Source organism: Leptospira levettii, from assembly GCF_002812085.1.
Classification (GTDB): Bacteria; Spirochaetota; Leptospiria; order Leptospirales; family Leptospiraceae; genus Leptospira_A; species Leptospira_A levettii.
Genome location: NZ_NPDM01000002.1, coordinates 397,586 through 419,291, shown reverse-complemented (window position 1 = coordinate 419,291; position 21,706 = coordinate 397,586). Strand labels below are relative to the sequence as shown.

20 protein-coding genes are annotated in these 21,706 nt (G+C 41.3%); 13 read left to right on the top strand and 7 right to left on the bottom strand.

The genetic code is table 11. From position 1 onward, the window contains the following. Positions 1–13: 13 nt before the first annotated feature. The 12 genes from infB (at position 14) to CH354_RS09540 (ending at position 12,841) form a co-directional block, all read left to right on the top strand. The gene (gene infB / locus CH354_RS09595; RefSeq protein ID WP_100726653.1) at positions 14–2,761 is read left to right on the top strand and encodes a translation initiation factor IF-2; all 2,748 of its coding nucleotides are present in this window, start codon (positions 14–16) and stop codon (positions 2,759–2,761) included. Positions 2,762–2,771: 10 nt separating this feature from the next. Further along, entirely contained in the window at positions 2,772–3,257 is a 486-nt protein-coding gene (gene rbfA, locus CH354_RS09590; RefSeq protein WP_100726654.1) for a 30S ribosome-binding factor RbfA, read from the top strand. 31 nt (positions 3,258–3,288) lie between these two features. Beyond that, positions 3,289–4,218 (top strand): tRNA pseudouridine(55) synthase TruB, encoded by a 930-nt coding sequence (gene truB / locus CH354_RS09585; RefSeq protein ID WP_100726655.1) that lies wholly within the window; start codon positions 3,289–3,291, stop codon positions 4,216–4,218. Between the two features lie 26 nt (positions 4,219–4,244). Beyond that, positions 4,245–4,511: a 30S ribosomal protein S15 gene (rpsO, locus tag CH354_RS09580; RefSeq protein ID WP_012388514.1), complete on the top strand. Its 267-nt coding sequence runs from the start codon at positions 4,245–4,247 to the stop codon at positions 4,509–4,511. 5 nt (positions 4,512–4,516) lie between these two features. After that, positions 4,517–6,607 (top strand): polyribonucleotide nucleotidyltransferase, encoded by a 2,091-nt coding sequence (gene pnp, locus CH354_RS09575; RefSeq protein WP_100726656.1) that lies wholly within the window; start codon positions 4,517–4,519, stop codon positions 6,605–6,607. A 37-nt stretch (positions 6,608–6,644) separates the two neighbouring features. Then, positions 6,645–7,931, top strand: a complete 1,287-nt coding sequence (locus tag CH354_RS09570; protein WP_100726657.1) for a M16 family metallopeptidase — start codon at positions 6,645–6,647, stop codon at positions 7,929–7,931. A gap of 122 nt (positions 7,932–8,053) precedes the next feature. After that, positions 8,054–8,503, top strand: coding sequence for a dUTP diphosphatase (gene dut / locus CH354_RS09565; RefSeq protein ID WP_100726658.1), 450 nt, complete (start codon positions 8,054–8,056; stop codon positions 8,501–8,503). A 71-nt stretch (positions 8,504–8,574) separates the two neighbouring features. Next, a complete protein-coding gene (flgG, locus tag CH354_RS09560) occupies positions 8,575–9,372 on the top strand; it encodes a flagellar basal-body rod protein FlgG (protein WP_012388518.1) in 798 nt (265 codons plus the stop codon). After that, complete coding sequence (gene flgA, locus CH354_RS09555) at positions 9,372–10,313, top strand: flagellar basal body P-ring formation chaperone FlgA (RefSeq protein WP_100726659.1); 942 nt, start codon at positions 9,372–9,374, stop codon at positions 10,311–10,313. Before flgG ends, flgA begins: the two co-directional genes overlap by 1 nt. Positions 10,314–10,466: 153 nt before the next feature. Continuing rightward, on the top strand, positions 10,467–11,132 hold the full coding sequence (locus tag CH354_RS09550; RefSeq protein ID WP_243396052.1) for a flagellar basal body L-ring protein FlgH: 666 nt from the start codon (positions 10,467–10,469) through the stop codon (positions 11,130–11,132). A gap of 6 nt (positions 11,133–11,138) precedes the next feature. Further along, complete coding sequence (locus CH354_RS09545; RefSeq protein WP_243401512.1) at positions 11,139–12,320, top strand: flagellar basal body P-ring protein FlgI; 1,182 nt, start codon at positions 11,139–11,141, stop codon at positions 12,318–12,320. Between the two features lie 35 nt (positions 12,321–12,355). Then, on the top strand, positions 12,356–12,841 hold the full coding sequence (locus CH354_RS09540) for a rod-binding protein (RefSeq protein WP_100718902.1): 486 nt from the start codon (positions 12,356–12,358) through the stop codon (positions 12,839–12,841). On the opposite strand, the gene CH354_RS09535 is transcribed toward CH354_RS09540, so the two are convergent. The 5 genes from CH354_RS09535 to CH354_RS09515 are packed head-to-tail and all read right to left on the bottom strand — an operon-like array spanning position 12,838 to position 18,285. Beyond that, on the bottom strand, positions 12,838–15,219 hold the full coding sequence (locus CH354_RS09535; RefSeq protein WP_100726660.1) for a YhjD/YihY/BrkB family envelope integrity protein: 2,382 nt from the start codon (positions 15,217–15,219) through the stop codon (positions 12,838–12,840). The two genes, CH354_RS09540 and CH354_RS09535, sit on opposite strands and share 4 nt — an antisense overlap. Positions 15,220–15,227: 8 nt before the next feature. Continuing rightward, positions 15,228–16,109: a class I SAM-dependent methyltransferase gene (locus CH354_RS09530; protein ID WP_100726661.1), complete on the bottom strand. Its 882-nt coding sequence runs from the start codon at positions 16,107–16,109 to the stop codon at positions 15,228–15,230. Continuing rightward, positions 16,109–16,717: a class I SAM-dependent methyltransferase gene (locus tag CH354_RS09525; RefSeq protein ID WP_100726662.1), complete on the bottom strand. Its 609-nt coding sequence runs from the start codon at positions 16,715–16,717 to the stop codon at positions 16,109–16,111. The genes CH354_RS09530 and CH354_RS09525 overlap by 1 nt, the downstream gene beginning before the upstream one ends. Further along, the gene (locus tag CH354_RS09520; RefSeq protein WP_100726663.1) at positions 16,714–17,916 is read right to left on the bottom strand and encodes an ATP-grasp domain-containing protein; all 1,203 of its coding nucleotides are present in this window, start codon (positions 17,914–17,916) and stop codon (positions 16,714–16,716) included. The genes CH354_RS09525 and CH354_RS09520 overlap by 4 nt, the downstream gene beginning before the upstream one ends. Beyond that, a complete protein-coding gene (locus tag CH354_RS09515; protein ID WP_100718907.1) occupies positions 17,917–18,285 on the bottom strand; it encodes an RNA recognition motif domain-containing protein in 369 nt (122 codons plus the stop codon). It abuts the gene before it with no gap. Between the two features lie 112 nt (positions 18,286–18,397). Here CH354_RS09515 and CH354_RS09510 point away from each other — a divergent pair, with 112 nt between their 5' ends. Further along, positions 18,398–19,258, top strand: coding sequence for a flagellar hook-basal body protein (locus tag CH354_RS09510; protein ID WP_100718909.1), 861 nt, complete (start codon positions 18,398–18,400; stop codon positions 19,256–19,258). Here the strand turns inward: CH354_RS09510 and CH354_RS09505 are convergent. Both CH354_RS09505 and CH354_RS09495 read right to left on the bottom strand, forming a co-directional pair. Next, positions 19,238–19,990, bottom strand: coding sequence for a transposase (locus CH354_RS09505; protein WP_243396030.1), 753 nt, complete (start codon positions 19,988–19,990; stop codon positions 19,238–19,240). The two genes, CH354_RS09510 and CH354_RS09505, sit on opposite strands and share 21 nt — an antisense overlap. An 857-nt stretch (positions 19,991–20,847) precedes the next feature. Then, on the bottom strand, positions 20,848–21,600 hold the full coding sequence (locus CH354_RS09495) for an SDR family NAD(P)-dependent oxidoreductase (protein ID WP_100726665.1): 753 nt from the start codon (positions 21,598–21,600) through the stop codon (positions 20,848–20,850). Between the last annotated feature and the right edge of the window lie 106 nt (positions 21,601–21,706).

Genomic DNA, 21,706 nt, shown 5'->3' with positions numbered 1-21,706 from the left:
TTTAAGGCATAATATGGAAGAGCAAAAATCGATCAAAGAAACCCTCCAGCAGGGAGCCAGTGGTGACAAAACCAAGAAAAAACTTGTCATCAAAAAGAAAGCGGCCCCTTCTGATGAGAAAAAAGAATCCGGTTCCCAAGGCCAACAACAAGCGGCGGAAGTGAAACAACCTTCCACTTCTGGTGGGGACAAAAAAAAGGATTTAAACGAACTCATTCGCGAAGAAGCAAAACGACAAGGTCTCGGATCCGGTCCGCAAGCTCCTTCCCAAGCCTCTCCGATAGTATCTCGTCCTGAAAGAAAACCGGAACCTCTTCCGCAAATCGAAAGAGAAAAACCGCAGATGGACCGCAAGCCGGAATCCATTCTTTCTGGGGACACATCTTCGCCAAACTACCGTTCTGGTGGTGGCCAAGGTGGTGGAAACCAAGGTTATTTTAGAAAAGAAGACCGTAATCCCATTGTCAGCCGACCAACAACCCCACGTCCACAAAGACAAGATGGACAGGGTGGTGGTTACCAAGGAAACCGTGGGCCAGGCCAAGGTGGCGGATACCAAGGGAACAGAGGACCAGGCCAAGGTGGTCAGGGTGGTGGATACCAAGGGAATCGCGGACCAGGACAAGGCGGTGGTTACCAAGGGAACAGAGGACCAGGCCAAGGTGGACCAGGTGGTGGATACCAAGGGAATCGCGGACCAGGACAAGGTGGTGGTTACCAAGGGAACAGAGGACCAGGCCAAGGTGGACCAGGTGGTGGGTACCAAGGAAACCGCGGTGCAAGACCAATTGGACAAGGTGGGCCAGGCGGTGGTGGTAGACCTCCAGGTGATGCTCCGTTTGGTGCTCCTCCAGGAGGACTCCCGGGTGCAGGTGGACCAGGTGGCGCCAAAAAGAAAGTTTTTGATAAAGAAAAAGGCGGAAGGGAAGAAAACGAAAACACTAAGTTTTTCAAACAATCCTTTCGTAAACAAAAGGCACAGGCGGCAGCACTAGCCGCTGTACCAAAAGAAATCTCAATTTTAGAAAACATCCAAGTGGGTGAGATTGCTAAAAAACTAAACCTAAAACCAGGTGAAGTGATTAGTAAACTCATGAAAATGGGGATGATGGTAACGATCAATAATGTGATCGATGCCGAAACTGCTTCCATCCTAGCAGACGATTACGGCTGTAAGGTGAAGATTGTTTCCCTCTATGATGAAACTGTCATTGAAGAAGAAAAAGATGATCCAGCAGATTACATCACTCGTCCACCTGTTGTCACCATCATGGGTCACGTTGACCATGGTAAAACAAAACTCCTCGATACCATTCGGTCATCTCGAGTGGCAGAAGGGGAATCTGGTGGAATCACACAACACATTGGTGCCTACCAAGTAGAAACGGAACGCGGAAAAATCGCCTTCCTCGATACACCAGGTCACGAGGCTTTCACTTCGATGAGAGCACGCGGAGCATCGGTAACTGACATTGTTGTCCTTGTTGTTGCTGCAGATGATGGTGTGATGCCTCAAACCATTGAAGCGATTAACCATGCCAAAGAAGCAGAAGTTCCGATCATTGTTGCGGTCAACAAAATTGACCTACCAGCAGCTAACCCAGAAAAGGTGAGACAAGAACTTTCAAACTACGGTTTACAACCAGAAGAATGGGGTGGAACTACCATCTTCTGTGATATATCAGCAAAAAGTAATATTGGAATTGATAAACTCCTTGAGATGCTCATCATCCAAGCAGAACTTCTCGATCACAAAGCCAATCCGAAACGAAAAGCAAAAGGAACCATTGTCGAAGCAAAACTCGATCCAGGTCGTGGTGCTGTGGCAACCGTTCTCATCCAAAACGGAACTCTTCGTGTGGGTGATGCCTTTGTTGCGGGAGTACATGCAGGACGTGTCCGTGCGATGTATGACGACCTTGGTCGTTCCATCAAAGAAGCAGGTCCATCCTTTCCAGCCCTTGTCACGGGACTCGATGGAGTACCAGATGCAGGAGCACCATTTGATGTGGTGATTGACGACAAAGAAGCACGAACCATCTCTCATAGCCGTCAAGATTATGAAAGACTTGGCCAGTCGAAAAATGCGGCAACTCGTGTGACACTCGATAATATGAGTGAGATCATCAAACAAGGTGCCCTCAAAGAACTCAAAGTCATCATCAAAGCAGACGTACGTGGATCGACAGAAGCGGTAAAAGAAGCCCTTGAAAAACTTTCAACGGCAGATGTTCGCCTCAACGTAATCCATGCAGGAACTGGTGCGATTGTGGATTCCGATATCATCCTAGCATCGGCATCGAATGCGATCGTGATTGGTTTTCACACTCGTGCGAATCCAAAAACGGTTTCTCTTGCTGAGAAAGAAAAAGTCGAAATCAAATACTATAGCATCATCTACGATGTGGTCAATGAAGTGAAAGCTTCCATGGAAGGAATGCTCGAACCTGAAAAAGTGGAAAACATCATTGGTAAAGTCGAAATCCGTGATGTATTCAAAATCTCCAAAGTGGGGAACATTGCAGGTTGTATGGTGAAATCCGGTAAGGTGACCAAACAAGCATACGTTCGTGTGATTTCCAGCGAAACAGGTGAGATCACTTGGGAAGGGAAAATCAAAAACCTCAAACGTATGAAAGACGATGTGGCTGATGTTCTCACTGGATTTGAGTGTGGTATCTTACTCGATGGATTCAATGACTTCTCCGTGGGTGATGAAATCGAAGCATACGAGATTCGCGAGATTGCTCGTAAACTATAAGGCGGTCTAAATGAATCCCATTCGAATGAAAAAACTCGAATCGGAGATCATTCGCCTCATCTCCTCTGCGATTTTGGAAGGCAAGGTAAAGGACCCTCGGGTCTTTTTACCAAGTTTCCATAGGATTGAAATCAGCGAAGACTTACGGTATGCGAAGGTCTACTTCACAGCCCTTTGTAATAACAACGAACGAAAAAAACTCACACAAGGACTTGTTTCTTGTGCGGGGTTTTTATCTTCACTTGTTGGAAAAAACCTCCACTTACATACGAACCCAAAGTTTAGTTTTGTCTGGGATAATAACTATATCAAAAGTTTAGAAGTGAATCGCCTCATCGATGAATCTGCCCCAAAAACTTTATTTGAAGAACTCCATCCCGATGAAACAGATGAGGATGAAGACACTGATGAGGAAGGCAAAGAAGCAGAGTCTGACGATTCCGAAACGGAAACCACAGATTCGCAATCGGATTTTCCTGCAAAAGAAAATAAATAATAAGCACCTAAATTGAATTTGGTGACCTCGAATGGCAAAACCCTATGTATCCGGATTTTTATTTGTCTACAAACCACCTGGGATTACAAGTTCCGATTTGGTTTTGAAAACAAAACGTTTGTTAAATCAAAAATCCGTAGGGCATACAGGAACTCTCGACCGATTTGCCGAAGGTTTACTCATTTTACCTTGTGGGGATTATACTGCCTTCTCTCAAGTATTCCTCGGAAAAGACAAAACCTATTTGGCAGAAGTGATTGTGGGATACCGCACCGATTCAGGTGACCCGGATGGAATGGTAGAAATTGACGAACGTATATCCTCCCGCAAACAATTTGAATCGCTCTTCTCCGTCCAACAATTGGAAGAGGAACTACAAAGTCTCACAAAACTCACAACACAAAAAGCACCCAAAATCTCGGCTCTGAAAGTAGGGGGCAAACGCCAATCCGACCTCTTTCGAGAGGGAACTGAGGTGGAAGAAAAGGAACGGACCATCACCATCCATTCGGTAAAAGACATCCAAAAAACAGAAATTGGGTTCTCTTTCCGGGTCCATGTGAGCTCTGGAACCTACATTCGAAAACTGGTCCTTGACCTTTCTGACAAATGGGGGATTCCACTTTCCCTGGGTAGGCTTGTGCGGGAATCGATCGGAGAGTATAACGTCTCTTCTGCCAAAACTCTAGCGGAGGTCTCGGCAACTGACCTCAAAAACTGGAAAGAAGTGTTTCCATTGCCGTTACGGATCGTAGACGAGGCTGAGAAAAAAGCAGTCATCCATGGTGGGTATATCTGGGACAAACTCCCCAAAGCCGATTCCCTTGGGTTTTACATCGTGGATGCTGACGAAACCACAATCCTTGCCTGGTGTTCTTACGAAGAGAAACCGAACCACATTCCCTACCGCTACCGAAAAGTATTTTTTGACCCTTCTGCAAAAATTATGTTTTCTAAATGAGTCCTTCTTAAAATCTGGACACTAGTATGATCACAAAAGAACAAAAACAGCAGATCATTGCTACATTCGGTAGCAAACCAAACGACACAGGTTCTGCAGAAGTACAAATCGCTCTTCTCGACTCTCGTATTAAAGACCTTACGGAACACTTCAAAGCAAATAAGAAGGACTTCCACTCTCGCCGTGGCCTTATCGCTATGGTAAATCAGAGAAAGAGTTTGTTGGAATACCTAAAACGTTCCAACTTAGAAAGTTATAAAAAGCTGATTGAAAAACTCGGCCTTAGGAAATAATTCCTATGGCTACAGAGTTCACTGGTGTTTGGGGTAGAGATTCCATTACCCTAGAGACCGGCAAGTGGGCGAAACAAGCTCACGGGTCGGTTGTATACAAAACCGGAAATTTGGTTCTGCTTGCCACTGTTTGTGCAGCGGACGAACCAAAAGAAGGCCAAGATTTTTTCCCTCTTACATGCGAATACACGGAAAAAGCTTACTCAGTAGGTCGTTTCCCTGGTGGTTACTTCAAACGGGAAGCAAAACCTGCCGAACACGAAGTATTACTTTCTAGAATTCTAGATCGTCCCATCCGTCCGATGTTCCCAGAAGGTTACTTCTCTGAAGTCCAACTTCTTGTACAAGTATTATCTGCTGACAAACAAGTTTCTGTCCAAGGCCATGCGATTAACGCAGCTTCGGCGGCACTTTCTGTTTCTTCCATTCCGTTTGCAGGCCCGATTGCGGGTGCTCGTATCGGAAGGATTGCTGGTGAGTTTATCCTAAACCCAACCAATGAAGAAATCACAAAATCTGATTTGGATTTAGTAGTCGCAGGAACCAAAGATGCCATCGTCATGATCGAAGGCGAAGCAAGTGAAATCTCCAAAGAAGACATGATGGCAGCCCTTCGTTTTGCACAAGAACAGCTGAAAGTGGCTGTGGCAATGCAAGAAGAATTGGCGAAGAAAAACGGAACTGTTAAAAAAGAAGTCGTTTTAAAAACTCCTGATAAAGAACTCCATGCAAAAATTCGTGAGTTCGCATTCGAACGTTTGACTGCTGCTAACAAAAATGCAGACAAAGCAAAACGTAACGATGACATCAAAGCCATTAACAAAGAAACGGTTGAACATTTTAAAACCTTATTGGCTCCAGAAGACAAAACCAAAGAAATCAAACATTTCCTTCATGAATTAGAATATGAAGTCGTTCGTGAACTCGTGCTAGGTGAAGGGATTCGTTTTGACGGTCGTAAAACAAACGAAATCCGACAAATCTCCTGTGAGATTGATGTGCTACCTGGACCACATGGTTCTGCTGTTTTCACAAGAGGGCAAACACAGTCTCTTGGAGTGATGACACTCGGAACGACTTCGGACAACCAAAGGTACGAAACACTCGAAGGTTCGAAAGAAAAGAATTTTATGTTACACTACAACTTCCCTGCGTTTTCAGTAGGTGAAGTGCGACGTAACTCAGGCCCTGGAAGGCGAGAAATTGGTCACGGTAACCTTGCAGAACGTGCCATTAAAAAAGTCCTTCCGACTCAAACTGAGTTTCCGTATGTGATAAGACTTGTATCTGAAATTTTAGAATCCAATGGATCCTCTTCTATGGCATCTGTTTGTTCGGGTACCTTAGCGCTTATGGCGGGTGGGGTTCCGATTTCTGGCCCTGTGTCAGGAATTGCCATGGGACTTTTCAGTGATGAAAAAGGTCGTTTTGCAGTACTATCTGACATTGCTGGGATCGAAGACCACTTTGGTGATATGGACTTTAAACTTGCTGGAACGAAAAAAGGCATCACTGCCTTCCAAATGGACCTAAAAGTCAATGGTCTTGGACTCGAAGTTTTGCAAAAAGCCATCGAACAAGCCGAAGTGGGTCGTGACCATATCCTCGGTGAGATGAACAAAGCGATTTCTTCTGTCAAAGGAAACTTAAGCGAGAACGCTCCTCGTATCACCCAAAAACAAATTCCAAAAGATCGTATCGGAGAACTCATTGGCCCTGGTGGGAAAATGATCCGTGCCATCATCGAACAATCGGGTTCGGAAATTTCTGTGGATGATTCTGGAAAGGTAACCATTGCCTCTCCAAGTGAAGAGTCCAAAGAAAAAGCCATTGCCATGATCGATGGAATCTTTGAAGAAATCGAAGTAGGAAAAATCTACGAAGGTGTCATCAAACGAATCGCTGACTTTGGTGCCTTTGTTGAAATTTTACCAGGAAAAGAAGGGCTTTGCCACATCTCTAAATTAGATGTGAAACGAGTTCAATCAGTTCGTGACATTGTTTCCGAAGGGGAAAAAATCAAAGTGAAAGTGATTTCCGTTGATAAAATGGGAAAAATTGATCTTTCCAGAAAGGATGTCCTTTTAGACAACTAAACAGTCCCCAAACTTCTGTTTGGGGGGAGTGAACCAAATGGCACCCGTCATTGAATGCAAACGAACTGTATTACCCAATGGTCTTACAGTTCTTTTCCAACCTATGAAACACGCATCCTCTATGGGGGTGGGTGTTTTTTTAAAACAAGGCAGTCTTGCTGAAACCAATTCCGAACATGGTTACTTTCACTTTTTAGAGCATATGCTCTTCAAAGACACAGAAACGCGCACAAGTAAAGAAATCGCAGAATCCATCGAACGAGTGGGTGGGATTTTAAACGGGTCTACTGGACGTGAATACACACAATACTATGTAGTTGCCATCAAAAACCAAGCGGAACTTGCCTTTGAAATTTTATCTGACATGCTCTTTCGACCCCTCTTTCGAAAAGAAGACATCCATACCGAAAAGGGTGTCATCATGGAAGAGATGCGTTCCTATGAAGATGCACCTGATGACTTTGTATACGATTATTACTTTCGCAATATCTTTGGGAAGTCACCTTACGGACGTGATATCATTGGTACGAAAAAATCAGTAACAGGTGTTACAGAAAAATCCATACGGACGTTTTTTGAAAAACATTATTTCCCAAAGAATATGGTGATCTCTGTTTCGGGAAATTTTACTTGGGAGAAGGTGTTAGACCTCACCAAAAAATACTTTTCCTTTGAAAACCCAAAAGGCAAAAACCCGTCAGAACTCATCATTCCAGCACCTAAAAAAAGTTATTCGAAACATTTAGAACGTCGTAAAATTGAACAGTTTCATATCATGCTCGGTGTGAATGGAAAAAAAAGAGACTACCGAACTGTGACTGTTTCTGGACTTATTTCCACCATTCTCGGTGGAGGAATGGCATCTCGTCTTTTCCAAAACATCCGTGAAAAAGAAGGGCTTTGTTATAGCATTTATAGTTTTCCTTCCTATTACAAAACCACAGGGCTTTTTTCGATCTCGTCTGCTACGTCCAAAGAAAAAGCAGCACGTTGTGTGGAACTCATTCTTAAGGAATTGGAAACGATTACAAAAAATGGTTTTACCAAATCTGAACTTGCGGATGCCAAATCCAATCAAATGGGCTCGATTGCCATCGGGTATGAACTGCCTGAAAACCGAATGAATAATATTGGATTACAGGAAATCTATTACGGAACCTATTATTCTTTGGAAGATCGTATGAAGGCAATTAAGTCAGTTACCTTAGAGGAAATTAATCTAGCTGCCAAAGAGATGTTTGGTTTAGACAAAGTGCATTTGTCTTGTGTGGGAGATATGACAGAAACCCAATTTGCCAAAATCCCTGTGCAATTTGGCGGTTAACGGAAACCAACTAGTTTAGTCTTCCAAAGTTCGGGTTCCTTGCGATGATTGCATTGCTTCCGTTTTCGAATCCAAGATTTTGATTCTGGGACATCCAATTTTAGTATGATACAAAGGAATTTATGTTAGCTTCTCACAAATACTTGCAAATCCAAATTCTAAGAGAGGGGGCTTCAGTCCCTGAATACAAAACAGATGGGGCAGCTGGTATGGATCTCTCTGCTTGCCTTTCGGAACACCTTCTCCTCCCGAAAGGGGAAGTGGTCCTGGTTCCGACAGGTCTTGCGATGGCCATTCCCGATGGGTATGAAGGGCAAATCAGACCTAGGAGTGGGTTTTCCACAAAACAAAGGATCATCATGCCGAATAGCCCTGGCACCATTGATTCCGATTACCGGGGTGAGATCCTCATCCCACTTCTAAACCTCAGCGGATCGGATTTCCTTTTAGAGCCAGGCACACGTGTTGCCCAAATGGTGGTCCAAGCAGTGGTAAAATTTCCCATCCAAGTGGTACCGGAACTCGGTTCCACAGAACGTGGGACGGGTGGGTTTGGGAGTACAGGAAAATAAGACATAATCATAAAAAAAGACACTTAGCTTTTTTGACAGTCTTCCGATAGAAGCTGTAGAGGTGCCTTTTTATGATGCGATCCCTTTGGACCGGCGCTACCGGGATGATTGCCCAACAATTTCATATTGATACCGTTGCCAATAACCTTGCCAACGTAAACACCACAGGATTTAAGAAAAACCGTGTGGACTTTGAAGATTTAGTGTACCAACACCAAGTGCTTGCGGGAACTCCAGCTACCTCTGTTTCCGAAATTCCTACTGGTGTGAATGTGGGGCATGGTGTGAAAGTTGCCGCCACACAGAAGTTATTCGAAATTGGTTCCTTCCAAGCAACAGGAAATAAATTAGATTTAGCACTCACAGGGGAGATGGCATTTTTCAAAATCCAAATGCCTGATGGCACTTTTTCGTATTCCCGAGACGGATCCTTTAAAATAGATTCCAACCAACAAGTGGTCACTTCAAACGGGTACTTACTCGAACCACCTATCATCCTTCCTGAAAATGCCATCTTAAATACCCTTATGGTTTCTGAAGAAGGGGAAGTCACAGTGAAAATTGGGAATGATATTCGTCCGACAACCATTGGCCAATTGGAACTCTATCGATTTGTAAACCCAGCCGGCCTACAAGCTGTGGGTAAAAACTTATTCCGAGAAACTGTTGCTTCTGGCCAAGAAATTCCAGGAATGCCTTCCCAAGAAGGGTATGGGAGTGTCTTACAAGGATTTTTAGAAATGAGTAACGTAAAAATCGTAGAAGAGATGGTGAATATGATTGTAGCACAAAGGGCTTACGAATCCAATTCCAAAACCATCCAAACTTCGGATAACATGCTTTCTACGGCGATTGGTCTCAAACGTTAATGAAAGTTTGGATTTCCATTCTCACTAGTATGGTGTTTTGTTTGTCTTTGTTTGCAAACAAAGAAAACAACCGATTGTATCTCAAACCAAAAACCATTATTGGTGTTGGTGAGGTACGGTTGTCAGAATTTACCAACTGGAAAGGAAATTGGAATCCAATTGTATTCCGCAATGTAAAAGCACCGATCATCATCAGTCCTGAATTTCTCACAGATACGATCACAACTCTTTATTCCAAAGAATTTGGAGGAGAAACATCCTTTGAAGTGATGGGAAAAGAAGGGATCCTACTTCCGAGAACATCCAATGCCTCCAAAAAAGAATTAGAAGATTCTCTCTGGAAAGCACTTTCACTTTCGAACCAAAATGGTTTAGGCGAAATGGGAGAAAACTTTCGGATCCAATCCGAAAAGGAATCCTTTCCTATCATTTCAGGGACCTCTCCTGTTTGGCGAAGCCTTGGCCGTTCCCTTCATCCCGGAAAACGTTTGTTTCCCTTGGATTTTTACTTCGAAGGGAAACTCGTGCATTCAGAATCCATACCCTTCCTCATTGAAGAAAAGAAAAAAGCATACTTCACGACGAAAGAAATTCCAGCAAAAACGGTTTTAACAGAAAACGATGTGGAACTACGCAGTTTTTTTTCCGCCGATTCATTTCGGGAATTCACGGAGGAAAACCCCGTTGGTAAAACAGCACTCAATGGATTTTTGCCTGACACTGCGATCGAAAAAAAACAAGTGCGCACACTCCATACCATCGAACGTGGCCAGGAAGTGGAACTTGTCTACACAACTGGAAATTTATTATTAAAAATCAAAACAAGAGCTCTTTCGTCAGGGAATCAGGGAGAAGAGATTCCGCTTTTGAATTTGGCTACGCAAAAGACGATCAAAGCACGTGTACAAAACGAAGGTGTTTGCCTTTTGGAAGAGAGATAAGTGATGTTTGATTTAAAATCCAATTCCAAGTTTTTATCCAATTCCAGATCTGCAAAATGGAAAACAGTCGTGAAACACAGTCCTTCCTTTTTGGTTTTTCGATCTCTTTGGAAACGTCCTTTGGCTCAGTGTTTTGTTGTCTTTTTTTGTTTTATGATCACATCCTACTGCGAATTTCTGGTATCATTGTCTTCCCTAACAATGACTTCTACCTTACATGCAGAATCTTTATGGAAGGACAAGGACCCGTATTCGTATCCCAAAACCATCCAACCAGGAACCGTTGTGAAAGTGGTTTTGAAAAACGGACTTCGCGTTGAATACGAATCGGAATACAAAGCAACTTTTGACAATGATATCAAAACCGTTCCTGATAAAAAATTAGTCCCAGACCTTCCCAATTATACCGCAAACTCTACCTATATGCGATCCAAAGTGGGAAAATCCAAATCCCAAGGGAAAGTGGTGGGTGTGATGGCAGTTCTTGTGACTGGCATAGATCCAGGTACTGGTAATTTAGAATTAGAAGGCAGTCGTGTATTTAATCTTTCGGAAGAAAGAATTAACCTTCGTTTGTCGGGAACGATTTCACCAGAAGACCTAGATAAAAATCGATTCATTGCCAGTGACCTGATTGCCAATCTGCGAGTGGAATACCAAGGAACACTCAATCCGAAAGAATTAAATGATCCCAATATCCAAATGAAACGGATTACAAATCCAGATGGATCTGTAACAGAAAAAGCAGAACTCTCTGACAAAGAAAAACAAGAAATCATCTTAAAAAACATTAAACGACTCTTAGGTGAAAGTGAGTAATCCTTTATGATTCGAAACAACAAACTAAAAAAAACTTTCACAAAGTTGGAATTTGTCGCAAATGCAAACTTGAAGCCAACAATTCTTCAACTGATTCGAAGAGAGGGAGTTTCGATATTTCTGTTTCTCTTATTTTTCTTCTGTCTCAACGGTTCCCTTTTTGCAGTGGAAACAAGGCTGAAAGATCTCGTGCGAATTGATGCGGTTCGGGAAAACCAACTGACAGGATTTGGCCTTGTGGTGGGTCTTAATGGAACAGGGGATACCAAAAACCCTTTAACAGAAGAAGCACTCCAAAACTACCTTGCAGGTCTTGGGGTGAATACGAAAAAGAATTTGCGAGATGCGAAAAACACTGCATCCGTACTCATCACTGCCAATGTCCCTGTGAATTTAAAAGAAGGGGATAAAATTGATGTTGTTGTATCCTCTCTAGGTGATGCCCGTTCTCTAGAAGGTGGAGTATTACTCCAATCTCCACTGAAAGCTGGTAATGGAGAAACAATTGCAGTTGCTTCCGGTGTACTTGTGTTTGGTGGTAAAGAGAAGAAGAGAGGCGCTGATAAAAAATCTGGTTCGAACACGGCACTTGTTCCGTTTGGAGCCATTTTGGAGAAGTCCATCCCGAATGCTCCCATCACCAAATCAGTGAAACTCACATTACTAGAGAAGGATTATACCACTATGGGAGCCATTGTGGATACCATTACCTCTGAGTTATCGGTGGTTCCTGAAGTGGTGTCACCAACAGAAATACTCGTTCCTCTACCAATGGCAAAAGACTCAACTGGTCCTAATGGTGAATTGGTGACAGGTGCACCGAAACTAGATTTAACTTTTTTATCAAAATTAGAAAACCTAACCATCAACTCGTCTCCCGTGGCAAGGGTGGTCATTAATGAACGCACGGGAACCATCGTGATGGGAGCAAACATTGCCATTGATGAGGTGGCCATTTCCCAACAAGGTCTATCCATCCAAATCGCCAACAGAGACAAATCACGGTATTTTTTCCCCATCCAAGACGATGGGAAGGGTGAGTCTGTTTTTGTTCTGAAGGAAACCACCCAGGTATCGGATGTGGTAGGAGCCCTAAATAAGGTGGGAGCTTCCACAAAGGATATCATCTCCATTTTAGAAGCCTTAAAAAAACAAGGGGCATTAAAAGCAGAACTTGTGATCCAGTAATTGGAAATTCTGCCGATACTTTAAGTAGACATAATATGGACATTCACAAAATCCAAGATTACTCAGGAAGACTCAGCCGATCCAAAGACGAAACCATCCTGAATCGGATGAAGTCGTTATCTGACCCCAAAGGGAAAGAAACAAACGGAAAAAATAGTTCGGAATTCCAGAATTTACTCGAGACCCATGAAGAACTCATGGGAAAGGTGAGTTCCTCTTCTTTAAAAGTACCACAAAACATCCGTGAGGAAATTACTGCGGATCCGTATCGTAAAAAATTATATGATGCTTCAGTGGAATTTGAATCTGTATTTGTGAAGATGATGTTAAAAGAAATGAAAAACACCATCCATAAAGAAAAACTCATCGATGGTGGGTATGCTGAAGAGATTTTTGAAGATATGCTTTATGATGAGTATGCTAAGAATATTTCACAAAATGAATCCATGGGACTTGCAGAAGAGATCTACAAACAAATGTCTGCGTCTCTTCCGCCTGTGAAATCAAAACCGTATCTTTAAATCAAATTCGAGAAAGAAGTTTTTCGAAGTTCTTCTTTCCATTTTTCTTCCAATTGGGTGAGGTTATCGTTTAGTTTTGGCGACAAACTTGCCCTTTCTTTTGGTGCACCCAATTTAAAACTAGAAGTTTCTTCATACACTGATACCAAATTGATTTGTTCTTTTAATTTCATTGGTGTGATACGTTTGTCTTCCGTGATTTGGATGAATTGAGCCTCTGTTAATTTGTCCAATATTTGATTTAATTCCTTTTCAGGTAAAACAAGTGACTTTCGTAATTGTGAAAGTTTGATGAGTTCACCTTGGTTCTGTTGGTGAGAATAGGTGAGTGTTAATACTTGCAGAATTTTATAAAATTCAAAGGAAAGTGTTCCATCAATATCATCAAAAGGATGTTTCGGAAGTAAGTATCGATCAGGGAATTGAAGGGTTGCCGTTACTTCTGCTCCATACAAGATGATGAGTGAAATGGAATAAATTGCAAGTAAGGTGATGGGAATGGCTGCCAATGCTTTATAGACTAACATTGTTTTTTCGGTGAAAGAAGTGAGGTAAATATTGATAAACCCCCAAAAAAACAAAATGAGAATCAAACCTGTAACGGCAGCACCAATCGATGAGGCTCTGAGTGGAACTTTTGTGTTCGGAATGATATTAAAAATCAGTAAGAAGAATAACCATAATGCTAACAGTGGTAATAAAAATTGAAAAATGGAATAAAGGGAAAAAAACCGTTTCCCTCCTTGGTATTTTTTCCAAATGGTTTGGCCGTTCCCATCTTCTTCCACACGAATGATTTTATTAAATTCACCAACTCCAACAATTCCTAACATTCCCTCATTTGGACTTTCTGCCTCATTTTGGTTTTCGATTTCAATTGGTTCTTCGGATGTTAACGTATTAGAAACAATGGAAGAAACTGTCTCTTTTGGGACTCCATTTTCTAAATTAGAATCTGATTTTTTCTTAGAGAGTAATAACATGTCTAAGATCATTCCTGCTTTTCCTTTGTAAGCAACTGACCAATTTTCACCTTCATCTTCTGATAGGAGAATGTCTCCGAGTGAGGTTAAAACAAAGATATCATAGTCTTGTTTTTTTGGAGAAACAAATACCCAAACACGTTCATACGAATATTTTCTATGGCTAAGATCTGTCCAAGTATAACCACCATCAGTTGTTTTGAAAATAGCGCCACTATCTCCAACTAAAAAACCCACACTACGATTGAGAAAGGAGATATCGTTTAGAGGTTTGCTAGAGATTTCTTGTGGGAAAAATGTTGTACCACCATCACTCGTTTTCCATAACCTTCCTTCTCGGTCCAAAATGAATCCGTCTTTTTCGGAGAAAAATCGAACTCGGATTGGTGTGATTGCTTCATCATGGAATCGTTTGATTTCCTTAAATGGTTTTCCTAAGTCATAACGTAAGGTTCTTGTATCTTTTGTTAAAATGTAGAGTGTGTCGTAATCAATCGCACCAAAATCGGAAACTAAAATTCCTTTTAGTGCATGTACTTTCCAAGATTTTCCTAAATCATTCGAGTATAAAAAAGTACCTTCTTCCGAAATGGTAAATAAATCATTCCCTACACTTCGGATTCGAAAAAAGTTTTCTTTTCTGATATTTGGTTTTTTGCATGTTCCTGTTTCGACGGTTTCCATATCAATACAGAGCATATTTTCAAAATCAATACTTGCTTCCGGAATGAAGGAAATGGATTTGTTCAACTCTCGCATCACACCAATATTCCCTTTTTCTCCCGCCACCCAAATTTCTCCATGTTTCGTTGCAACAATAGACTTTAAATGTGGTGAACGAACAGAATCAGAAATTGTATCTGTAATATTTTTACCAACAACGAATAACAATGGTCCGAAAGAAATTAGGAAAAAATAAAACACAAATTTATTGATAAAATTTCGATGAAAGTCAATTTTCCAAATGATATGAAATGCTTTTTCTAACGAACGTAATACAGCTGTGGCAGAAAAGATGAATACTACAAATCCAACAGCTCCAATTTGTGTTGCTGTGGAGATAATATCTGTTAGAGTTTCTAAATAGGGAGTGATATCAAATTGGATATTGTTTTGTAATAAGTATGAATTGATTTTATCAACTAGTTCCCCTTGGTTTGTGTGCACTCCGGACGCCACCGTGATGAGAGCAAGAGCGACAGTTAATGTTGGAATGAGTGTAACTATTGTTGTGTAAGCTAAACTTGAGCCAATGATCAGACAATCATCTTTCATAAATCGGTGCACCGATACAAGTAACACTCGTAAACCTAAAATGATTTTTTGTTTGATACTAGGTGTTTCTGGAATGGTTGTCAGACGAACAAGGAGAGGGGTTTTGATGGTGTCGCTCATAAACTGTCCTATTTTTTAAATGCATACAAAACATAACTAGAGGTGAGGGGGAATCCATTCCGTTTCATTTTGGATAAAAAATGATAATAGGAAATGCGAAACCATTTCAGGTAATCTTTCCAAGTTTGGAAGGAACCCCTTACTTTTTTGAGTTTAGCCATTAATGGAAAATCCACACCGAAGTAAGATACGAAACTTCCAAATCCAAGACGAGTCAATATTTTTTTTAACAGGGTATCAGAGTAATAAAACACATGCCCTGGCATATAATAATGGTAACCAGAACCTTCCGTTTTTGCCTGCCAACCTTCAAAATTTGCAGTTTGTAGAAGTAGTAACCCACCAGGTTTTAAAATCCTATTTAATTCTTGGAAAAAGGAAAGTGGATTTTCTATGTGTTCGATCACTTCGATCATTGTGATCACATCAAAACTTTGATTTGGAAAATTTGCCTCATAAAGATTGCCATTGAATGTTGGGATTTGATTTTCATTCGCATAACTAGCTGCATATGCGGAAATTTCCACTCCTTGGACAGAGTAACCTTCTTCCCTAGCTACTTCCAAAAATCCACCAAAGGAAGAACCAATGTCTAAAAAATGGCCAGTGGGACAAAAACGTTTGATGTTTTGGATCCTTGCCTTCCAGACAAAACGAAAAAATGGTTTTTGTTCTCGTTCATCTATATAACTGTAATCGGCTCTCCCTTGGTAATACTCTTTTGTGTATAATTCTTTTTGGTTGGGTCGTGGTGAAAGTGCTTGGAGTTTGCAGGTTTGGCATTCAACAATGGACAAACCTTTGTAATGGCCTTTCGTTTGGTAAAGTGGTTTCCAATCACACTCACCTTGGAGAGGGCATTCTTTTCTTAAAGAATCCAACTCATCCATTATTTTTTCGCAAGGAAAAACCAGTGGCAAATTCGTTCTGTGAGTTTACCGAGTGGTGTTCTCTCTGTATAACCGATCGAAACTTCGGAAAAAATCGATAAAAAATCTTTAAGGTCTTGGAGTGAATACGTTTCGGCATACCCTCCGCTAAGATCAGTTAGGTTGATCGTACCTTGGCTTAAACCTAAATGTGTATCACCTTCAGCTCGAATGGAACCAAGCAAATACCCGTTTGGTGTTAAAGATTGGTAAAGAGAAGAAAGGAGTTCTTTTGCATCACTGCGATTGTTATAATGAAATACTCCCCAACTGACAATCACAGCAAACTCGTTTTGTCCAAATGGTAATGGGAGGTTTGGAGTGTGGAGGAACTCAATGGATGGTTCCGATTTTGTTAGTAAATCAATGGTGGTTTTGGCATTGTCACAAGCCTTTACTTCGTATCCAAAACTCTGTAAAAGGAAAGTATGCCTACCTGATCCACAACCAAAATCCAATGCCTTTCGATTTGGTGGATCAATTTTAGACAGTAGGCGTACCAGATTCTCATCCGGGAAATTTAGTTTTGATTTTGGTCTTTCGTAGTGTTTGTCCCAGACGTTTTTCATGTTTCCATTCGGTCAAGGATTGACTTGTACCATTCTTTTTGGGAAATATTTTGTTTGGTAGAGATACCAAATGCGTAGGTTCGTCTGTGGTTTCCTTCCCGTGTTTCCAAACTTGTTCCCGTTGGTATCAACTGTTTTTGAAAGAACAAAGTTTCCATCGAATTGGGAACGAAGCCTTTTGGTTCCGTCACCTTTTTTTGTTTGGTGGAAGGAAGGATAAAAAAGATACCAGAATGTATGATCCCTTTTCCGGGAGTTTTTAAAAATTGAGGTCTTGTTTTTTCACCTATCGTGACAGAAAGTAAATCTTTGAAATAGTCATACCCATAATGTGCAGGTAATAGTTGGTCTGCTAAAAACTCACCGCCCACTTCAGGTGTTGCTTCAATGAGAATACATTCTTTGTTTTTGGTGATTTTAAATTCAGCAACAAAGGGACCCGTTTTTAATTTACAAGCGGTGACAATGCTTTGGCAGATCATTTTTAATTCTCCTGCCATTGTTAAATGTTGCGAAGGAGTTATGTGCGCCACTTCCATAAATTGAGGGATACCTGTTGTGACTTTGTCGGTAAGTGATATTAAATAAAAACGTTTATTGATGACAAACCCAAGGACAGTCACTTCATCTCCTGGAGTATACTGTTCGATTAAATACGTCTCACTCGATTTGTTTTTTAAGAATTTTTTATAATCAACTTCTGACTCAAGGATCGTAATTCCTTTTTTGCCAGATCCTTCCTTGGGTTTGGCAATCAATGGGAATTGTAGATCTAATTTTTTATCTTTTGTTTTTGTTGAAACTGAAGTGGGAATCAGGGATGGAACTGGAATTCCATATTTGGAAACTGATTGTTTAAACTTCTCTTTGTCTAAAAATAGATTTGTGCTTTCTCTTGGATTTCCACGTAGTTTTAGTTTTTCAGCAAGATAGGAAACCGTATACACTGCTTTACCATAAGACCTCGATCCCACACCAAGTAATTTATAGGGAAGAGGGACCTTACTCATTGCGTGTAAAATTTTACGGTATTCGTGAGTAGATTCTAATATTTTAATATCACTCTCAATAAGGCCAGGTGCCATTGGATTATTATCCACAGCAATGACCTTAAGTCCTCTTTGTTTCACTGCGCGAATGAGAGGGATTTGGTTCTCTCCGGCACCAACGGAGAGATAACTTCCATGTAATTGTTTCATTTATGACCCGCGAGAACCACCACGGCGTTGGACTCCTGTATTACCGCCACCCGATGTTTGGTTTCTACCAAAGGTTGGTTTTGCAACTGCAGGACTTCCTTTTTTCTTTTGGGCTTCATTTTGCGCTTTGGTCAATTCTTCTTGGTTGACCACGACGATTTTTTTCCCTTCCAATTCCTTTCCATTGAGGTTTGCGATGGCTTTTTCCGCATCTGCATCAGCCATTTCAGCAGTTCCATACCCTAGTGAAACCTTAGTGAGTTTGTCACGTTTGATTTGTAGGTGTGTTACCTTTCCATGTGCGGAAAGAAGTTTCTCGAGGGCATCGTCCGTAAGTGATTGGGGGAGGTTTCCGATAGATAACTTCATGTCCTTCATTTTTCCGAAAAAATCTCCAAAACTTCAACTCTTTTTTGACTATGTCGCATTTTCTCTTGGGGAAATCGGGGATTTGGTCGATTGGAAACATAGGTAGGGACTTATGTTACGAGGATTGTATACTGGTGCAAACGGGATGATTTCCCAACAGGTGCGTATGGATGTGATTGCCAATAATTTGGCCAATGTGGATAAAACTGCATTCAAAAAAGATACCACTGTCTTCAAAACCTTTCCTGAAATGTTATTACATCGTTATTCTGAAGATGGGATTGGAAAAACTCCCATGGGTTCCTTTGATACCTCTCCAGTTGTCGGTAAACTAGGGTTTGGTGCCGAAGTGAACGAAGTGTACACAAGATTTGAACAAGGGGCAGTGAAAAAAACTGACAATATCTTCGACCTTATGGTCCAAGACCAACCAGGAATGGAAAAACCTGCCTTTTTTTCTGTTCTGACCAACCGGGGTGAACGCCTCACTCGGAGTGGTAGTTTTGTACTCGATAAGAATGGTTTTGTCGTAACCCCACAAGGATTTCCTCTCCTTGGCGAAAAAGGTCCCATCCAAGTGAACCAAGGAAATTTCCTTGTGAAGGAAAATGGTGAGATTTATATCAATGCCAAACTTGGAACCGCACCAAAGGATGGAACCAATTTTAGCGAAAATCGTTTCGAAGAACCAGTGTTACTTGATAAATTGAAAATCCGCACAGTGGAAAACCCGCGCCATCTCGACAAGGAAGGGGATTCATTTTATTCCGACACTCCGGAATCGGGTGAACCAACTCCTTTCCCAGAACTACTTGCCCCGCAAGTGTTACAGGGGTATTTGGAAGCATCTAACGTATCGGTTGTGACAGAGATGGTGGATATGATTGAAGTGAACCGTGCTTATGAAGCCAATTCCAAAACCATGCAAACACAAGATAGTTTACTCGGCCGTTTATTTGAAGTGATGAGGTAGGGTGAATATCCTAGATACATTCAGCACAACTCCTTCCCTCTGAGCTGTCACTAATCTATCCATCCCAACAGCCACTATGGATTTATAGAATGACAGCTCATTCAAATAGAGTTGTGAGTAAGTTGGTTTTATATAACAGTAAGCACTAAAAGCACTTTTTAATAATCTCTGATTACCTTCAGCAACTTGATTGTGAATGGAAAATTTACTCCAACGATTCTTTGCGAACTTATACCTTTTGTCCTTACTATGAGCCTGATGATTTATTGTTCTATGCTTCTTGTAAATACCCCATAACCAGGGATACCCTTCATCACTAAAAAGGGGAGACTCATAGGGAACAGTTTTGCGTAGTAAGGTTCCTAAAGTATTAGCTTTTTGATCTGGAACTGAATCAAAAAAAACACAACCATTTTGAGTAGCTATAGTGCTTACAAGTATTCCTATCTGCCTACCACCAACTGAATCACTTTGATAGATACTGGCAGTGAGACCACCATGACGAAATCTTTTACGATGTTGATTACTCCTCTGTGAAGCAGAATAGAGGACTGCGGTATCTGTATGTGGTATTTTTCTATAAAGTTTTTTACCTAAGTGCTTCTTTACATCCTTACCATCTTCTACTTTTGGAAGAGTAACATTCTTAAAAGTTTCCTTGAGGTCATTGTAATATAATTTTCTAAGTACCTCTACCTGATGGCTAGAAAACACCTGTAAACGTTGCTTCAAAAGCCTCGCAGACTTATATGATATGCTTAACCTTTTACTAATTTCTACAGAAGTAATTACCTTTGGAAATTGTAGGATAGATTCCTCTAAGATATATCCAAACATCCAAATGGGGAGCTTGAAATGATGTAATGGTGTATATGAGAGCCTAGATACTTGGTGGTGACAGTTTTTATTCCCACATCTTACAAGGTCTGGTCTATTTTTTACACCTTTTGATAAAATTACATTACACTTAGGGCAATACTTCGGGTAAAGATCATAGAGGATTTTATATGTGAGCTTTTGAAATTTCTCTGTATGGATTCCCGAAGTAGATTTATACTTAAAGTCCTTAAAAGCCTCTGCTTCTACAAATATATCATCTGTAAGGTTCTCATAAAGATGCTCCTTAGAGTGGTAATTATTTTCCCCTTCTAAGTGTAGCTTTGAGGAGGTAGGTGAGGGAACGTAAGCACCATCGCTTGTAGACTTTGAGGTAGCAGGTGTAACATTACCCTTTGAGGATAATTTGGGTGATACTTTTTTAGTCCTTAGAGTAGGTTTGTTAGGGTGTATTTGCTTCGAGGATACATTTGTAGAGGCTGAAGTTCGTTGGGAAAGGTTTGGAGAAGGGGATACGTTGGGAGAGCCTGCTTTGGGATCACAGGCGTTAGATTCTTTGGCGGAATTAGGGGATTTGTGCGGATTGGAGCTTAGAGATTAGGGTGAATCCCCGAAAAATTGATTCAATTGGTACATTCAATTCTACTTGAATGCAAAATTGGTTTTTTTCGGGGACCGGGCTCCTTCGGGGTGCGCTAAACGCTCCCGTCTGACATTCGTCAGACCGAGCCCTGCAGATCCCTTTCCCAAACCTAACTCCTAGTCCCCCCATCAATTCGGTACACGGATCCAGTGATAAAACTCGATTCCTCTGATGCTAAAAAAACAATCAAGTTTGCTACCTCCGATGGTTTGCCAAGCCTAGCCATGGGAATGTTTTTTTCCATCGCTGATTTTCCTCGTTCTCCTGCCACATCGAGGATAGCAGTTTCTGTCCAACCAGGGCAGACCGCATTGATCCGAATCCCATACTTGGCAACTTCCAAAGCACCAGTTGTCGATAGTTCAATTACACCTGCTTTTGCGACACAATAGGGACCAAGGGAAGGGGAGGCACCAAGCCCTGCAATGGATGCCACATTGATGATGGAACCACCTTTTTTGTCGGCTAACATCAATTTTGTTGCATACTTTTGGCACCAAAATACACTCGTTAGGTCTAGTAAAATCAATTGGTTCCAAACTTCCGTTGAAACTTTGTGCATGAATGTTGGTTTATTGGCGATACCAGCATTATTCACCATGATATCGATCCGTTTGTTTTGGTTTGGAAGGTAATTGGTTAACTGGATAATATCCTCTTCACGACTAACATCACAATATACAAAGGATGCAGACCCACCAAAACTTTGGATTTCGTTTACCAAAAGATTCCCTTCTTCTTCTTTGATATCGGAGACAATGACATTGGCTCCTCTTTTCGCAAGTAGGAGAGAGGTTTCCCTTCCGATTCCCAGTGCCGCTCCTGTTACGATTGCATTTTTTCCAACTAAACTTTTATCCATAAACGTAAGTTGTGAAGAATCAGGAGAATGGCAATCTATTTTATTTCCATGTTAGTTGAATGGTGAACCGTTCGGTATACTTTTTGAATCGTAAGAGAGGAAAGGT

Coding starts and splice junctions, on each gene's coding strand:
- CH354_RS09525 (WP_100726662.1), bottom strand. CDS start 16,717: ATGAAAAACGTCTGGGACAAACACTACGAAAGACCAAAATCAAAACTA.
- CH354_RS09550 (WP_243396052.1), top strand. CDS start 10,467: ATGATCACATCCTACTGCGAATTTCTGGTATCATTGTCTTCCCTAACA.
- CH354_RS09515 (WP_100718907.1), bottom strand. CDS start 18,285: ATGAAGTTATCTATCGGAAACCTCCCCCAATCACTTACGGACGATGCC.
- CH354_RS09545 (WP_243401512.1), top strand. CDS start 11,139: ATGATTCGAAACAACAAACTAAAAAAAACTTTCACAAAGTTGGAATTT.
- CH354_RS09530 (WP_100726661.1), bottom strand. CDS start 16,109: ATGGATGAGTTGGATTCTTTAAGAAAAGAATGCCCTCTCCAAGGTGAG.
- truB (WP_100726655.1), top strand. CDS start 3,289: ATGGCAAAACCCTATGTATCCGGATTTTTATTTGTCTACAAACCACCT.
- CH354_RS09520 (WP_100726663.1), bottom strand. CDS start 17,916: ATGAAACAATTACATGGAAGTTATCTCTCCGTTGGTGCCGGAGAGAAC.
- CH354_RS09570 (WP_100726657.1), top strand. CDS start 6,645: ATGGCACCCGTCATTGAATGCAAACGAACTGTATTACCCAATGGTCTT.
- flgA (WP_100726659.1), top strand. CDS start 9,372: ATGAAAGTTTGGATTTCCATTCTCACTAGTATGGTGTTTTGTTTGTCT.
- rbfA (WP_100726654.1), top strand. CDS start 2,772: ATGAATCCCATTCGAATGAAAAAACTCGAATCGGAGATCATTCGCCTC.
- rpsO (WP_012388514.1), top strand. CDS start 4,245: ATGATCACAAAAGAACAAAAACAGCAGATCATTGCTACATTCGGTAGC.
- flgG (WP_012388518.1), top strand. CDS start 8,575: ATGATGCGATCCCTTTGGACCGGCGCTACCGGGATGATTGCCCAACAA.
- dut (WP_100726658.1), top strand. CDS start 8,054: ATGTTAGCTTCTCACAAATACTTGCAAATCCAAATTCTAAGAGAGGGG.
- CH354_RS09535 (WP_100726660.1), bottom strand. CDS start 15,219: ATGAGCGACACCATCAAAACCCCTCTCCTTGTTCGTCTGACAACCATT.
- CH354_RS09495 (WP_100726665.1), bottom strand. CDS start 21,600: ATGGATAAAAGTTTAGTTGGAAAAAATGCAATCGTAACAGGAGCGGCA.
- CH354_RS09510 (WP_100718909.1), top strand. CDS start 18,398: ATGTTACGAGGATTGTATACTGGTGCAAACGGGATGATTTCCCAACAG.
- pnp (WP_100726656.1), top strand. CDS start 4,517: ATGGCTACAGAGTTCACTGGTGTTTGGGGTAGAGATTCCATTACCCTA.
- CH354_RS09540 (WP_100718902.1), top strand. CDS start 12,356: ATGGACATTCACAAAATCCAAGATTACTCAGGAAGACTCAGCCGATCC.
- infB (WP_100726653.1), top strand. CDS start 14: ATGGAAGAGCAAAAATCGATCAAAGAAACCCTCCAGCAGGGAGCCAGT.